Below are 14,533 nucleotides of genomic sequence, written 5' to 3' on the forward strand. Positions count from 1 at the left end.
GGGTGATCGACCGGCCCCCGGAACGGCCTTACGCTGCGCCTTCCGAGCATCCACGGAGGACACACGTGTCGATCCCCGCGCCCGACCCGATCCCCGTCGTCTTCGTCCACGGCCTCTGGCTGCACGCGTCGAGCTGGACGCCGTGGGTCGAGCTGTTCACCGAGCGCGGGTACGCGCCCGTCGCCCCGGGCTGGCCCGGCGAGGCGCCGACGGCCGAGGAGTGCCGCGCCGACCCCGAGGCCGTCGCGAACCGCGGCATCGCGGTGGTCACGGACCACTTCGCCTCGCTCGTCTCCGAGCTGCCCGCCCAGCCGATCGTGATCGGCCACTCCTTCGGCGGGCTGATCGCCGAGAAGCTCCTGGGCCAGGGGTGCGCGCGGGCCTGCATCGCGCTCTCGCCCGCCCAGTTCAAGGGCAACCTGGCGCTCCCGCCGGCGCAGCTGAGGACGGCGTTCCCGGTGCTGAGCAAGCCGAAGCTCCGGACCCGGAGCTGGATCCACTCGAAGGACTCCTGGCACGCGGGCTTCGCCAACGCGATCAGTCGCGAGGAGTCCGACGCGCTCTACGACGCCTACGCCGTCCCCTCGCCGATGAAGCCGCTGTTCCAGGCCGCGACCGCGAACTTCGCGCTGCACAGCGAGGCCTCGGTCGACGTGCACCGCGACCGCGGGCCCGTGCTCGTCGTCGGGGCCGGGAAGGACCGGACGGTCCCGGAGGCGACGAGCCGCGCCGCCCACCGGATCCTCTCGCGCAGCCCCGGCGTCACGGAGTGGGCCGCGTTCCCCGCGGCCGGCCACTCGTTCGCCGTCGACTCGACCTGGCGGGAGGCCGCGGACCTGGCCCTGGAGTTCCTCGCCCGGCACGGGATGGGCTCGGCGAACCCCGCCGGCGCCGCCGCGCCCGCCGACCCGGCCCCGGCCTGATCGCTGGCTAGGCTGCCGGGATGGCGATCCCGGTGGGCACGGAGCGGCGCCAGCTGTCCGAGCACGTCGCGATGGTCGTCCGCGAGGCGATCATGTCCGGGGAGCTCCGCGGGGCGGACTACCTGCGCACGGAGCAGCTCGCCGAGCGGCTCGGGGTGAGCGCCACGCCGGTGCGCGAGGCGCTGATGGTGCTGCACAGCGAGGGTGCGGTGCGCTGGGAGCCCCGGCGCGGGTTCCGGGTGGTGCCGCTGACCGAGCGGGACGTCGTGGACATGTTCGCCGTGGCCGCGTTCATCGAGGGCGAGCTGGCGGCCCGCGCCGTGGACCTGCTGACCGGCGCCGACGTCCGCCGGCTGCACGAGCTGCAGGCCGTGCTGGTCGACGCCGCCCGGGCGGGCGACCCCGACGAGGTCTTCCGGGTCAACCACGAGATCCACTCGGCGATCAACCGGCCGGGCCTCTCGGCGCGGCTGCAGACCCAGCTGACGATGTCGCTGAAGTACCTGCCGCGCAGCCACTACGGCCGGGTCGACGGCTGGGTTGAGGCCTCGGTCCGCGACCACGGCCCGGTGCTCGCGGCGCTGGCCGCCCGCGACGCGGGGGCGGCGCGGGCGGCCATGCGCGACCACATGCTGCACATCGGCGAGCTGCTGCGGGCCCACCTGGAACGGGCGGGGGTCTTCACGCCCTGAGGCCGAGCTCGTGGAGCCTCAGACCCTGATGGTCGCCATCGAGACGTCCCACAGCCGCTCGGCGGACTCGGGGTCCACGGCGTAGTCGGCGACGCCCCGGTAGGTGCCCGGCACGTGCGGGCCGGCCTCGGCGCAGTCCTCGAAGTACCGCCCGCCGATGCCCTCCACCAGCGGGGACGCGGCGAGCAGCACCGAGGTCGCGGCCCCCTGCTCCGGCGTCTTCCAGCCCGTCGCGGCGCCCCGCTGCTCCAGCGACGCGAGCTCGGCCGGGCCGAGGTGGCGCTGCAGGTTCGTGCGGATCCCGCCCGGGCTGAGCGCGTTCACGTGGATCCCGTCGCCGCCCCACTGCCGGTTGGCCTGCACCGCGAAGAGCACGTTCGCGGTCTTGGACTGCCCGTACGCGGTCCAGGGGTCGTAGTCCCGGCCGTGGAAGTGGACGTCGTCGAACACGACCGGCGAGCGCAGGTGCGCCGCCGACGACACCGACACCACCCGCGCCCCGTCCGCGGCGACGAGCGCCGGGAACAGGCCGGTCGCCAGGGCGAAGTGCCCGAGGTGGTTTGTCGCGAACTGCAGCTCCCAGTGGTCCGTGGTGCGGGTCAGCGGCGCGGCCATGACCCCGGCGTTGAGGACGAGCATGTGGAGCGGGCCGTCCCAGTTGGCCACGAAGGCCCGGATGGACGTGCGGTCGGTGAGGTCGAGCCGGGCGACCGAGACGAGCTCGTTGCCGGTGGCCCGGGTGATCTCGGCGGCGGTGGCCGCGCCCGCGTCGAGGTCGCGGACGGCGAGCGTCACGCAGGCGCCGGCGGAGGCGAGCGCGCGGGCGGTCTCCAGGCCGATGCCGGAGGCCCCACCGGTCACGACGGCGCGGCGGCCGCCCAGGTCGAGGCCGGCGACGACCTCGGCGGCGGTGGTGTCGGCCCCGAAGGGGCCGATGAAGGGGCGGGAGATCGAGGGGGTGAACGTGACGGTCATGGGAACCCCTTCCGCAAGGATCGTGGCACGCCCGGCGAGAGCGCCCGGGCGCGTACAGTGCAACCGGAGCTGCCTCCGGTCCGAACCCGGGTGAACCGGAGGCTGTTCCGGTTGGCAGGAGACAGTGATGCAGGTCACAGCTGGAGGCGACGCGGTGGCGGAGTCGGGACGGCCGCTGCGCGCGGACGCGCGGCGCAACCGCGAACGGCTGCTCGAGGTGGCCGTCGAGGCCTTCTCCCAGCCCGGCCGGGACGTCTCGCTGGAGGGCATCGCGAAGGCGGCGGGCGTCGGGATCGGCACGCTCTACCGGCACTTCCCCACGCGGGAGGCGCTGGTCGAGGCCGCCTACCGCAGCGAGGTGGCCCGGCTCTGCGACGCGGTCCCGGGGCTGCTCGAGGCGGAGCCGCCGGACCGCGCGATGCGGACCTGGATGGACCGCTTCGTCGACTACATGACGGCCAAGCGCGGCATGGCGGACACGCTGCGGGCGATCGTCGCGACCGGCGGCAACCCGTACGCCGAGACCAAGGCGCGGATGCGCGCGGCCGTCGGCTCGTTCCTCGAGGCCGGCGCGAAGGAGGGCACCCTGCGTTCGGACGTCGACCCCGGGGACGTGATCGCCGCGCTGTCCGGGATCACGCTGTCCGCGGGCGCGCCCGAGCAGCGCGAGCAGGCCGGCCGGCTGCTCGACCTGGTGATGGACGGACTGCGCCCCCGGAACTGAGCGACCGGGCCGACTGAACCACCGGGCTACTGCGGCGCCAGGGCCTCGACGGTCGCGACCGGGTCCCCGCCGCCGAGCGGCGCCAGCACCGGCGTGCTCACCCCCGCCTTCACGTACTCCTCCACCTGCTCGCGCACCGCGGCGGCGGGACCGTGCAGCACCAGCCGGTCGACGACGGCGTCGGGGATCGCCTCGACGGCACCGCGCCGGTCCCCGTCCGCCCAGAGCTTCCACATCGGGCCGAGCTCGGTGCGGCCCAGCCACTGGTGGAAGGCGCGGTAGACCGGGACGTTCAGGTACGCGGCGGCGAGCCGGCGGCCGAGCGCGCGGGCCTCGTCCGGCTCGACGTCGGGCACCACGAAGATCCGGGCCACGATCTCGGCGTCGGGCTTGCCGTACTCGCGCACGTGCGGGGCGACGGCCCGGACGTCGTCGGCCGTGAGCCAGTTGACGATCGCGCCGTCGCCCTCGCGGCCGGCGAGCCGCAGCATCCCGGGACGCAGGGCCGCGACCAGCACCGGCGGCACCGGGTCGGGCACCTCGCCCAGCCGGAACCCGCGGATCGAGAACGAGGCCCAGTCCTCGGCCACCCGCTCGCCGGCGAACGCCGCGCGGAGGAACCGCAGGGTGTCGCGCACCCGCCCGTAGGGCTCGTGGAACGGGATGCCGTTCCAGCCCTCCACGATCACGTCGGACGAGCTGCCGATGCCGAGCGCGAACCGGCCGGGCGCCAGGTTGGCCAGCGTGGCCGCGGACTGCGCGAGGAGGGCCGGGCCGCGGGTGAAGGCCGGCACGATCGCGGTGCCCAGCCGCAGCGCCGGCGCCCACTGCGCGGCCAGGACCAGCGGGGTGAAGGCGTCGGTGCGGTCCGCCTCGGCGCTCCAGACGTCCGTGTAGCCGAGGTCGGGGAGCCGTTCGACCACCGCGCGTTGCTCGCGGAGCGGGAGACCGGAGAGCGGCAGGGTGATGCCCCAGCGGTCGGGCACGAGGTACCTCCACGAGCGACGGTGATCTTCTCCCGACGCTAGTTCGCCCGTGGCCCCCGGCGCCACCACCGGCTCCGCCGCGGCTCGGGCGGCTCCTGGGCGCGGGCCCGTCGCAGGGCGTCCGAGCGCGCCTCCCGGTGCGCCCGCCACGCCTCCACGACGGCGTCGGGGTCGGCCCGGCGCACCGGCAGCCGCGGCCCGTCCGGGGCGCGCAGCCAGGCGGCGACGCGGGCGTTCAGCTCGGCGACGAGATCGCGCACGGCCTGCTCGGTGGGCAGGTCGCGGACCGTCTCCGGCAGCCGCTCGACCTCTTTGCGGAGCTGGATCGGGGTGGGCAGCAGCGCGTCGGAGGGCACGCCCTCGCGCCGCAGGTAGCCCCTGAGCCACCAGTTCTCGTCCGCGTCGGCCAGGTTCGGCAGCGGCCGGCCGCTGCCGGGCAGGTCGTCGAACTCGCCGCGTTCCACGGCCTCGCGGATGGCCTTCTCGACGGCGGACTCGTACCTCATGGAGCACCCCCGGCTCCCACGGTAGGCGATGAGTTCCGGGCGCGGCGGCGGTCCATCCGACGACGACCCGAGGAGGCCCGCCATGACCCGCACGCTCGAGCCGGTGACCGAGTTCGACGGCCGCTACAGCGAGCCCGCCGCCCAGCCGACGCCGTGGGCGACCGCCCGCGCCCGGCTCGCCGACGCGCCGTTGTACTGGGTCTCGACGGTCCGGCCCGGCGGCCGCCGCCCGCACGTCACGCCGCTGATCGCCGTGTGGCACGAGGGGGCGCTGCACTTCTGCACCGGGGCGGGGGAGCGCAAGGCCCGCAACCTCGCGGAGACCCCGGGCTGCGTGGTCACGACCGGCTGCAACGACCTGGACCGGGGGCTGGACGTCGTGGTCGAGGGCGAGGCGGTGCGCGTCACGGACACCGCCTCCCTGCAGGCCGTCGCCGACGCCTACGTCGCGAAGTACGGCGAGGAGTGGCACTTCGACGTCGCGGACGACGGCACCTTCGTCGGCGACGGCGGCCCGGCCCTGGTCTTCGCCGTGGCCCCCGAGGCGGTGTGGGCCTTCGCCAAGGGCACCTACGGCCAGACCCGGTACCGCTTCTGACCCCGCCCCCGGTGAACGGCGCTCTCGCTCACACCTACTGAACGAACGCGCCGCTCGCTCAGGACAGCGCGTCGGCCACGGCCTCGAGGCCGCGCGGGTCCCCCTGCACGAGGATCGTGTCGACGACCGTCGCCTCCCAGGCGGGGAGCTCCGCGCGGATCTTCTCCTTCGGCCCGACCAGCGCGACGTCCTCGACCATCGCCGTGGGCACCGCGGCGACCGCGTCCTTCTTCCGGCCCTCCAGGTACAGCTCCTGGATCCGGGCGCACTCGGCCTCCCAGCCCATCCGGACGAAGACCTGGTTGTGGAAGTTGGCGTCCTTGGCCCCCATCCCGCCGACGTAGAGGGCGAGGAAGGGCCGGACGTGGTCGGCCGCGCGCTCGACGTCCGCGTCGACGATCACGGGCAGGGAGGCCTGGACCCGGAAGTCCTCCGCCGTGCGGCGCGCGCCGGGCCGGGCGAAGCCCTCGGCGAGGGCCTCGCGGTAGAACGCGTCGGCCTTGGGGGAGAAGAAGAGCGGCAGCCAGCCGTCGGCGATCTCGGCGGCCAGCGCGACGTTCTTCGGGCCCTCGGCCGCCAGGTGGATCGGCAGGTCCGGGCGCACGGGGTGGACGGTCGAGCGCAACGGCTTGCCCAGGCCGGCGCCGCCGTCGACCGGCAGCCGGTAGAACTCGCCGTCGAACGCCACGGGCTCCTCGCGGGCCAGCACCTTCCGCACGATCGCGATGTACTCGCGGGTGCGGGCCAGCGGCCGCGGGTAGCGCTGGCCGTACCAGCCCTCCACCACCTGCGGGCCCGAGGCGCCGAGGCCCAGCGCGAACCGGCCGCCGGAGAGGTGGTCCATGGTCAGCGCGGCCATCGCGGCGGCGGTCGGGGTCCGCGCCGACATCTGCAAGATGTTGGTGCCCAGCGTGATGCGGCTGGTCGCGGCGCCCCACCAGGCCAGCGGGGTGAGGCAGTCCGAGCCGTAGGCCTCGGCCGACCACACCGACTCGTAGCCCAGCCGCTCGGCGGCCAGCACCGACTCCTGTGCACCCGGCGGCGGGCCCGAGGACCAGTAGCCGATGTGGAACCCCAGCCGCATGACGCCTCCTCGTGTCTCGCCGCGGAACCTACCCGGGGACCCCGTGGACACCCCTGTGGACGGTCCCGGCCGACGCGGAGGGCGCGCGGACCACGGGACCGCCGCTAGTCTCCGCCGCGTGAGCCCGGTCGACGAGATCCTCGCCCAGGTTCCGCTCGGAGACCTCGCGGCCCGCCTGGGCGTCGACGAGGCCACCGCGGAACACGCCGCCCGCCAGGCCCTGCCCGCCCTGCTCGGCGGCATCCAGGCCAACGCGGAGGACCCCGCGGGGGCCGCCTCCCTCGCGGACGCGGTGCGGCAGCACGACTCCGGGCTGATCGACGGCGGGGTGGACCTCGGGCAGGTCGACACCGCGGACGGCGATCGGATCGTCGGGCACGTGTTCGGCGAGCAGCGCCCGATGGTCGTCAACCAGCTGGGCGGGCTCGGCCCGCTCGGCGGCAGCCCCGGCGGCGGGGCCGCGGCCCCCGGGGCGCAGGGCGCGCTCGGCGGGCAGGACGGCTCCGGCCTGATCGCCAAGCTGCTGCCGATCCTCGCCCCGATCGTGATGTCGTACCTGGCCAAGAAGCTGGCCGGCGGATCCGCGGGCACGGGCGGGCTGCCCGGGTCCGGCGCGGGCTCGGGCGGCGGGCTCGGGGACCTGCTGGGCGGGATCCTCGGCGGCGCCGGCGGGCGGTCCGGCCAGGGCGGGATCCTCGGCGGCGGGCTCGGCGACCTCCTCGGCGGTCTGCTCGGCGGTGGCCGCAAGTCGCCCTAGATCTTCTAGGGGTCGCCCACCGCCGAGATCGTGTACCGCTTCACGTCCGCGTCGAGGATCTGCGCCTGCTGGCCCTCGGCGGGCCCGCTGCCCCGGAAGGCCAGGAGCGGCTCCTCCGCCGTCCAGCGCTCGTAGACGTTGACCCTGCCCGGGTCGAGCACGTCCGCGGCGATGGAGAAGTCCAGGCAGCCCTCGGCCGCCCGGGCGAGCTCCACGACCTGCGCACATCCGGCGACGTAGCCGTCCCGCTCGGCGGGGTCGACGACGAGGTGTCCCGCGACGATCAGCATGACCTGGTGACCGTCGCGGGACCCCGGACTCATCGCACGCGGTCGCGCAGCACCGGCTTGAGGACCTTGCCCGAGGCGTTGCGGGGCAGCGCGTCGAGCACCAGCAGCCGGGTCGGCTTCTTGTACGAGGCGAGCCGGGTGCGGCACCACTCGGTGAGGTCGTCGAGCGAGGGCGGGGCGGCCGGGTCCAGCGGCACGACCACGGCGACCGGGGTCTCGCCCCACTTCTCGTGCGGTGCGGCGACCACGGCGACGTCGGCCACCCCGGGGTGTGCGGCCAGGACGTTCTCCACCTCGGCGCAGTAGATGTTCTCCCCGCCGGAGATGATCATGTCCTTCTTGCGGTCGACGACGTAGAGGAAGCCCTCCTCGTCCTCGCGCACCAGGTCGCCGGAGTGGAACCAGCCGCCGGCGAACGCGTCCGCCGTGGCCTCCGGCAGGTTCCAGTAGCCGGCCATGAGGTTCGGACCGCGGTAGACGATCTCGCCGATCTCGCCCTGTGCGACGTCCTTCATCTCGTCGTCGACGATCCGGATGGACACGGCCGGGACCGGCTTGCCCACGGAGCCGATCTTGCGGATCGCGTCCTCGCCCTCCAGCACCGTGGTGACCGGGGACATCTCGGTCTGGCCGAAGGTGCACACGTTGGGCACGCCCGGGAAGGTCTCGGCCATCCGCTCCAGCAGGGTGACCGACGCCGGGGCCGCGCCCCAGCACATCACCCGCAGGTGGGCGGCCCGCGCGCCGGCGTCGGGCACGGCGACCACGGCCTGCCACTGCGCCGGGACGAGGAACACGTGCGTGACCCGCTCGCGCTGCAGCACGTCGAGCAGCCCGTCCGGGTCGAACTGGCCGCTGGGCAGGATCACCGTGGTGCCGCCGGTCGCGATGAGCGGCGCGATCCCGCCGATCGCCGCGATGTGGAACATCGGCGAGGCGCAGAGGTTGACCTCGTCGTCCCGGTAGAGGCGCCAGTAGCGGATCAGCGTCTGGGTCTGCACCGACAGGTTGAGGTGGCTGAGCACCGCGCCCTTCGGCCGCCCGGTGGTGCCGGACGTGTACATGATCAGCGCCGGGTCGTGCTCGTCGATCGCGATCTCGGGCAGCGGGCGCTCCGGCCCGGCGGCGAGCTCGTCGAACGACAGCGAGCCGGGGCCCGCGTCGGCGGGATCGGTCCCGGTGACCAGCACGACGGCCGGGCCCGCGAGCGTGTCGCGGACCTGCGCCGCGAGCGGGGCGAGGTCGGCGTCGACGGCCAGGGCGACGGCGCCGCTGTCGCCGAGGACGAACGCGACCTCCTCGGCGGAGAGCCGGAAGTTCACCGGCACCGCGATGGCGCGCAGGGCGTTCGCGGCGAGCACGGCCTCGAGGAACTCGGGCCGGTTGCTCATCAGCACCGCGACCCGGTCGCCCTCGCGGACACCCTGTTCGGCCAGGGCCCCGGCCAGCGCACGCACCCGGGTGCGCAGCCGCGTCCAGGTGATGCGCTCGCCGCGGAAGACGAGGGCGGCGCGGTCGGGTGTCTGGTGGGCGTGCCGGTCGATCTGCGCGATCCAGTGCTGGCCGCTGCCGGGCAGTCGCGGGGACGTCATCGTTCTCCTGAGGTCGCCTGGACGTGGTGCTCCTCCGGCGGCCGCGGGCGTCGCGGTCGCCGGAGGAGAGCTTGCCCCAGACCGGCCTACCAGTCGGCCTCGGTGTAGCGGACGACCCCGCGCAGGTTCTTCCCGTCGCGCATGTCCTGGTAGCCCTGGTTGATCTCCTCCAGGGTGTAGGTGCGCGTCACGAGCTCGTCGAGCTTGAGCCGGCCCGCGCGGTACTCGTCGAGCAGCCGGGGGATCTGGGTGCGCGGGCTGATCCCGCCGAAGATCGCGCCCTGGATCCGCTTCTGCAGCAGGGCCAGCTCGAACAGCCCGACCTTGGCGTCGATCTGCTGCATGTCCGCGATCGCCGTGACGACGACCTGGCCGCCCTTCGCGGTCAGGTCGAGCGCGGGCTGGATCATGTCGCCCTCGAGCTCGCCGACGGTCAGCGCCACGGTGTCGGCCATGGTGCCCCAGGTGAGGTCGCGGAGCGGCTCGAGCGCCTCCGACATGGAGGAGAAGGTGTGGGTGGCACCGAACTCCATGGCCCACTCGCGCTTGTACGCCACCGGGTCCACGGCGACGACCATCCGGGCGCCGCCCGCCGCGGCACCCTGCACCGCGTTGATCCCGACGCCGCCGACGCCGACGACCACCACGACGTCGCCCGCCTTGGTGCCGCCGATCGAGGCGGTGGACCCCCAGCCGGTGGAGACGCCGCAGCCGAGCAGGGCCGCGGTGGCCAGGTCGACGTCCTTCTCGATCTTGATCACGGACGACTGGTCGACGCAGACGTACGGGGAGAACGTGCCCAGCAGGCACATCGGCGACACCGGGTTGCCGGACGCGGTGATCCGGAAGGTGTCGTCGGCGATCGCCTTGCCGGTCAGCAGGTTCGCGCCCTGGTCGCAGAGGTTCTGCATGCCCTTCGAGCACGGCCGGCAGACGCCGCAGGCGGGGATGAAGCCGAGGACGACGTGGTCGCCCTCCTGCAGCCCCACGACGCCCGGACCCACCCGGGTCACCACGCCGGCGCCCTCGTGCCCGCCGAGGACGGGGTACACGGGCACGGTGTTGGCCCCGGTGCGGACGTGCTCGTCGGAATGGCAGAGGCCGGTGGCGGCGAGCCGGACCTGCACCTCGCCCGCGACCGGATCCCCGATCTCGATCTCCTCGACCTTCCAGTCGGTGTTCGGCTCGTACAGCAGGGCACCCTTGGTCTTCACGCTTCCTCCGACGCTGGGGGTCTCGGACGACGGCCGAGTCTCACATGACGACGACGTCACACTCAAGGGTGGGCTGATCGATCGTTCAGCGCCGGTCGGCGGCGCAGTGAAGGGTGGACGGGGCTCCGCCCGGCTACAGCGCCCCGGTGGCGGCCTGCAGGCCCAGGCTCGACACGGCCACGGCGACCCAGAGCAGCCCGCCGAGCAGGAGCGGGCGGAACCCGGCGGCGCGCATGTCCGCGAACCGGAGGGTGAGCCCGATGCCGGCCAGCGCCGTCGTCAGGAGGAAGGTGCCGAGCAGGGCGAGGCCCGCGTGCCAGCCCGCCGGGACCAGGCCGAGGCTCTGCGCTCCGGCGGCGAGGAGGAAGCCGACCAGGAACAGCGGGCGACCTTCCGCCACGGCACCCGCCGGGTGTCGCCGGTCCGGCGCCCGCGCACCAGCGCCAGCGCCAGTACCACCGGCACGATCATCAGGGTTCTCGTCAGCTTGACGACGATCCCCTCCTGTGCCGCCTCGGGCCCGTAGGAGACGGCCGCCGCGACCACGGACGACGTGTCGTTGATCGCCGTCCCGGCCCAGAGGCCGAACGCCGCCTGGTCCATCGCGAGCGCGTGCCCCACGACCGGGAAGAGCAGTACGGCGGCCACGTTGAAGGTCACGATCGTGCCGATCGCGTAGGCGAGGTCGGTCCGTCGGGGCTCGATCACGGAGGCGACCGCGGCGATCGCCGACGCCCCGCAGATGCCGGTCCCGACCGAGACCAGGGTGCGGGTGTCGCCGGTGACGCCGAGCAGGCGGCCGAGCAGCCAGCCGCCGCCGAGGGCGACCGCGAGCGTGCCGAGCATGACGGGGAGCGAGCCGAGCCCGACCCGCACCACCTGCTGCAGCGAGATGCCGGTCCCGAGCACGACGATCGACGCCTGCAGCAGCGGCCGGGCGGCCACGGCCAGGCCCGGGGCGAGGGCCGCGCCCGGCCGGACCGCCGCGCCGACCAGGGCGCCGAGCACGATCCCGAGCACCGGTCCGCCGAGCACCGGGACGAGCCGGCCGAGGCCGGTCGCGGCCGCGGCGACCAGCAGGGCGAGCGCGAGTCCGGGGCCGAGGCGGCGGACGGGCCGCCCGGCCCGGCCGAGGTGAGCGGCGGCAGAGCCGAGCAGGCCGGCATGGGGGAGGCCGGGTGCCCAGCCGGCCGACCAGCTGCTCATTTCTCTCCCCTCGGAACGGTTACGAGAAATGTACGGACATTCAGTGACCGCGGCAAGGGCGAGGCGGGTTCGTGTCCGTGGCGCCGGCACTGGGCTACGCCTGCACCTCGGAGGTCTTCCCGACGCGCGCCCGCGCCTCGACATGTCCCTCGGCGACACGGCCGGGGACCAGCCGAGCGAGCCGGCCCGGTGAGGCGGTCGTTGACCGGCCCGCCCGGCGCGGGCAGAGTCGAGGTCCGTGAAGATCGACGCGCGGTTGCGGGACGGCCTCGAGCACGTGGCGGAGGACGCCCGGACCGCCGAGGAGCTCGGCTTCGACGGCGCCTGGAACAGCGAGAACAAGGCCGACGCGTTCCTGCCGATCGCGGTCGGCGCCGAGCACACCACGCGACTGGAGCTCGGCTCGTCCGTCGCGATCGCCTTCGCCCGGACGCCGATGACCGTGGCCTACCAGGCCGTGGACCTGCAGCGGTTCTCCCGCGGCCGGTTCGTGCTGGGCCTCGGCAGCCAGATCCGCCCGCACGTCCAGCGGCGGTTCTCGATGCCGTGGTCGAAGCCGGCCGCGCGGATGAAGGACTTCGTGGTGGCGCTGCGGGCGATCTGGCAGGCCTGGGAGGGCGGCGAGCGCCTGCACCACCGCAGCGAGTTCTACGACCACACCCTGATGACGCCGAACTTCGTGCCGCCCGAGAACCCGTACGGCCCGCCCAAGGTGTTCCTCGCGGCCGTGGGGCCGCACATGCTGCGGACCACCGCGCAGGTGGCGGACGGGCTGTTCACGCACCCGTTCCTCACCGAGCGGTACCTGCGCGAGGTGATCCTCCCGGAGGTCGAGGAGCACCGCGGGGAGGGCCTGGCGCCGCTGGAGATCGCGCTGTCCGCCTTCGTCGCGCTCGACGAGGCCGACGTCGAGGCCGTCCGCCGACAGATCTCCTTCTACGGCTCCACGCCCGCCTACCGCCCGGTGCTGGAGCTGCACGGCTGGGGCGACCTGCAGACCGACCTCAACACGCTCTCCAAGCGCGGGCGGTGGGACGAGATGGTCCCGCTCGTCACCGACGAGATCCTGGAGAGCATGTGCTCGATCGGGACGGAGCAGGAGATCGCCGCCGACCTGCGCCGCCGCTACGGCGGCCTCGCCCACCGGGTCCGCTTCAACCGCCCCGGCGACACCTCCGGCCCTGCCCGCTTCGCCGGACTGGTGGAGGCCCTCCGCGCCCCGTGAGGGCCGACCGCCCCCGGAGCGGCGCGAGCGCTGGTGAGCCGAGGAAGCGTCAGGCGAGCCGCAGGGCCGCAGCGGCGGCGAGCTCGAAGAGCGCGGCGCGGATCTCGGCGGCCGTGGTCCAGCCCCGGTGCTCCCACTCCTCGCCCGCGAGGGAGTCGCCGGCGAAGAGCAGGTGGGCGAGGCGGATCCCGCGGTATCGGGCGACCGCGATCAGCGCCGAGGCCTCCATGTCGACCACCGCACAGCCCTCGGCGACGCGCCGGGCCACCCGGCCGCGGGTCTCGCGGAACACGCCGTCCGTGGTCCAGGCGCGGGCGGTGACGTACGGGACGTCGGCGGCGTCGAGCGTGCCGGTCAGCGCGGCGATGCCCGCGGGATCGGCCTCCACGACCCGGCCTGCGGGCAGGTAGTGGAAGGACGTGCCCTCGTCGCGCAGCGCGCTGTCGACCACGACCGCGTGCCCGACGGTCAGCTCCGGCACGAGGGACCCGGCTCCACCGACCGCCACCGCCGCCCGCACGCCGAGCGCGATCAGCTCCTCGAGGAAGATTGCCGACAACGGCGCCCCGACGCCGGGCTGGATCACCGCCAGCCGCCGCCCGTCACGCTCGATCTCGTGCACCGGCCACGGCCCGAGCTCCGACGACAGGCGCACCGTCCGCACGGCGGGCACCGCCGCCACGACCTCGGGGAAGAAGCACAGCACCGCGGCCTCCGGCAGCTGCACCCGGCGGGGCACGACCCGGTGCGGCTCGAGCACCCCCGGGTCGGCCAGGTCGTCCTCGCAGAGGGGCAGCGGATCCACGGGCCGATCATGCCCCGCGGCGCTACCGTTTCGGGGAGCGGGCACGGAATGTTGCACGCTCAACAATCGTTGGACGGGGCACCACCGACGGAAGGGGAGTCCGATGCCGCAGCCCGAGGGAGCCGAGCTCGAGGCCATCCGCGCCCGACGCGCCGACCTGCGCGGGAAGTACCTCCAGGCACCCGCCGACCGCAGGCCGACGACCGTGCAGGGAGTCCACCACCTCGCCCTGATCTGCAAGGACGTCGAGGAGACCATCCGCTTCTACCAGGAGCTGCTGGGCTTCCCGCTCGTCGAGCTGGTGGAGAACCGCGACTACCGCGGCTCCAGCCACTTCTTCTTCGACATCGGCCACGGCAACCTGCTGGGCTTCTTCGACTTCCCGGGCCACGACCACCCGGACTTCAGCGAGACGATCGGCGCGGTGCAGCACCTCGCCCTCTCCACCTCGCCGGAGGAGTTCGAGCGGGCCAAGGCCCGGCTCGACGAGGCCGGCGTCGACTACCTCGGCCCCGACCGCGGCGTCGAGAACAGCCTCTACGTCCGGGACCCCAACGGCGTCGGGCTCGAGTTCTACCGCGAGGAGCTCGGCAAGTTCGAGGGCGAGGAGCTCCTCGGGGAGAACCCGTCCCGTTGATCCTTCCGGCCCGCCGCCGGCACCGGCCGGCGCGGGTTCCGGACCGTCGCGCAACCTCGACCGCTCCCGCGCGTCCCATGGTTGAGGGGCCGGTACGGCCCCTCGCTACCGTGGGCCGCGACAGGAGCGGACCGGCGACTCATCGAGCGGAGCTTGCGGAGCGAGCCTCGACACCGACGGGACGGTGCAGGGACGGATGAACGGTGACCGACGCGGCCCCGCCGGGCCGCCGCCGGGGTCGCGCTCATCCCCACCACGCTCGCCGACACCACGCTCGGCCTGCGCGCCCCCGGCGACCCGGTGAACCTCGAGGTCGACG

General features: G+C 74.4%; 17 protein-coding genes and 1 pseudogene. 8 read left to right on the top strand and 10 right to left on the bottom strand.

Going from position 1 to position 14,533, the window contains the following annotated elements; translation table 11 throughout:
- Window positions 1–65: 65 nt before the first annotated feature.
- Both AB0B41_RS33355 and AB0B41_RS33360 read left to right on the top strand, forming a co-directional pair.
- Window positions 66–923 (top strand): alpha/beta hydrolase, encoded by an 858-nt coding sequence (locus AB0B41_RS33355; protein ID WP_358210476.1) that lies wholly within the window; start codon window positions 66–68, stop codon window positions 921–923.
- 20 nt (window positions 924–943) lie between these two features.
- Window positions 944–1,615, top strand: a complete 672-nt coding sequence (locus AB0B41_RS33360; protein WP_358210478.1) for a GntR family transcriptional regulator — start codon at window positions 944–946, stop codon at window positions 1,613–1,615.
- Window positions 1,616–1,633: 18 nt separating this feature from the next.
- Here the strand turns inward: AB0B41_RS33360 and AB0B41_RS33365 are convergent, their stop codons facing one another.
- Window positions 1,634–2,590, bottom strand: coding sequence for an SDR family NAD(P)-dependent oxidoreductase (locus AB0B41_RS33365; protein WP_358210480.1), 957 nt, complete (start codon window positions 2,588–2,590; stop codon window positions 1,634–1,636).
- 127 nt (window positions 2,591–2,717) lie between these two features.
- Here AB0B41_RS33365 and AB0B41_RS33370 point away from each other — a divergent pair, with 127 nt between their 5' ends.
- Window positions 2,718–3,314: a TetR/AcrR family transcriptional regulator gene (locus AB0B41_RS33370; protein WP_358210482.1), complete on the top strand. Its 597-nt coding sequence runs from the start codon at window positions 2,718–2,720 to the stop codon at window positions 3,312–3,314.
- 26 nt (window positions 3,315–3,340) lie between these two features.
- On the opposite strand, the gene AB0B41_RS33375 is transcribed toward AB0B41_RS33370, so the two are convergent.
- Window positions 3,341–4,300 (bottom strand): LLM class F420-dependent oxidoreductase, encoded by a 960-nt coding sequence (locus tag AB0B41_RS33375; RefSeq protein ID WP_358210484.1) that lies wholly within the window; start codon window positions 4,298–4,300, stop codon window positions 3,341–3,343.
- A 38-nt stretch (window positions 4,301–4,338) separates the two neighbouring features.
- Window positions 4,339–4,806 carry a DUF1992 domain-containing protein gene (locus AB0B41_RS33380; protein WP_358210486.1) on the bottom strand — a complete coding sequence of 156 codons (468 nt, stop codon included), beginning with the start codon at window positions 4,804–4,806 and terminating at the stop codon, window positions 4,339–4,341.
- An 82-nt stretch (window positions 4,807–4,888) separates the two neighbouring features.
- On the opposite strand from AB0B41_RS33380, the gene AB0B41_RS33385 reads away from it, so the two are divergent.
- Entirely contained in the window at window positions 4,889–5,404 is a 516-nt protein-coding gene (locus AB0B41_RS33385) for a pyridoxamine 5'-phosphate oxidase family protein (RefSeq protein ID WP_358210488.1), read from the top strand.
- A gap of 58 nt (window positions 5,405–5,462) precedes the next feature.
- On the opposite strand, the gene AB0B41_RS33390 is transcribed toward AB0B41_RS33385, so the two are convergent.
- Entirely contained in the window at window positions 5,463–6,488 is a 1,026-nt protein-coding gene (locus AB0B41_RS33390; protein ID WP_358210490.1) for an LLM class F420-dependent oxidoreductase, read from the bottom strand.
- A 118-nt stretch (window positions 6,489–6,606) separates the two neighbouring features.
- On the opposite strand from AB0B41_RS33390, the gene AB0B41_RS33395 reads away from it, so the two are divergent.
- Window positions 6,607–7,245 (top strand): DUF937 domain-containing protein, encoded by a 639-nt coding sequence (locus AB0B41_RS33395; protein ID WP_358210492.1) that lies wholly within the window; start codon window positions 6,607–6,609, stop codon window positions 7,243–7,245.
- 5 nt (window positions 7,246–7,250) lie between these two features.
- Here AB0B41_RS33395 and AB0B41_RS33400 read toward each other — a convergent pair whose 3' ends face one another.
- The 5 genes from AB0B41_RS33400 to AB0B41_RS33420 all read right to left on the bottom strand — a co-directional run bounded on the left by AB0B41_RS33400 (window position 7,251) and on the right by AB0B41_RS33420 (window position 11,547).
- Complete coding sequence (locus AB0B41_RS33400; protein ID WP_358210494.1) at window positions 7,251–7,535, bottom strand: antibiotic biosynthesis monooxygenase family protein; 285 nt, start codon at window positions 7,533–7,535, stop codon at window positions 7,251–7,253.
- Window positions 7,536–7,564: 29 nt separating this feature from the next.
- Window positions 7,565–9,127 carry a long-chain-fatty-acid--CoA ligase gene (locus AB0B41_RS33405; protein ID WP_358210496.1) on the bottom strand — a complete coding sequence of 521 codons (1,563 nt, stop codon included), beginning with the start codon at window positions 9,125–9,127 and terminating at the stop codon, window positions 7,565–7,567.
- 86 nt (window positions 9,128–9,213) lie between these two features.
- Complete coding sequence (locus AB0B41_RS33410; protein WP_358210498.1) at window positions 9,214–10,341, bottom strand: NDMA-dependent alcohol dehydrogenase; 1,128 nt, start codon at window positions 10,339–10,341, stop codon at window positions 9,214–9,216.
- 133 nt (window positions 10,342–10,474) lie between these two features.
- A complete protein-coding gene (locus tag AB0B41_RS33415) occupies window positions 10,475–10,723 on the bottom strand; it encodes a putative sulfate exporter family transporter (protein WP_358210508.1) in 249 nt (82 codons plus the stop codon).
- Window positions 10,621–11,547: a putative sulfate exporter family transporter gene (locus AB0B41_RS33420; RefSeq protein WP_358210500.1), complete on the bottom strand. Its 927-nt coding sequence runs from the start codon at window positions 11,545–11,547 to the stop codon at window positions 10,621–10,623. The genes AB0B41_RS33415 and AB0B41_RS33420 overlap by 103 nt, the downstream gene beginning before the upstream one ends.
- A gap of 238 nt (window positions 11,548–11,785) precedes the next feature.
- Here AB0B41_RS33420 and AB0B41_RS33425 point away from each other — a divergent pair, with 238 nt between their 5' ends.
- On the top strand, window positions 11,786–12,772 hold the full coding sequence (locus tag AB0B41_RS33425; RefSeq protein WP_358210502.1) for a TIGR03617 family F420-dependent LLM class oxidoreductase: 987 nt from the start codon (window positions 11,786–11,788) through the stop codon (window positions 12,770–12,772).
- A gap of 49 nt (window positions 12,773–12,821) precedes the next feature.
- On the opposite strand, the gene AB0B41_RS33430 is transcribed toward AB0B41_RS33425, so the two are convergent.
- Window positions 12,822–13,577, bottom strand: coding sequence for a nucleoside phosphorylase (locus tag AB0B41_RS33430; protein ID WP_358210504.1), 756 nt, complete (start codon window positions 13,575–13,577; stop codon window positions 12,822–12,824).
- 103 nt (window positions 13,578–13,680) lie between these two features.
- Between AB0B41_RS33430 and AB0B41_RS33435 the strand changes: the two genes are divergently transcribed.
- Window positions 13,681–14,214 carry a VOC family protein gene (locus AB0B41_RS33435; protein ID WP_358210506.1) on the top strand — a complete coding sequence of 178 codons (534 nt, stop codon included), beginning with the start codon at window positions 13,681–13,683 and terminating at the stop codon, window positions 14,212–14,214.
- Between the two features lie 237 nt (window positions 14,215–14,451).
- Window positions 14,452–14,533 (top strand): annotated as a pseudogene (locus tag AB0B41_RS33440) (riboflavin synthase); the annotation flags it as partial.

The organism is Pseudonocardia sp. NPDC049154 (assembly GCF_040648315.1).
Lineage (GTDB): Bacteria > Actinomycetota > Actinomycetes > Mycobacteriales > Pseudonocardiaceae > Pseudonocardia.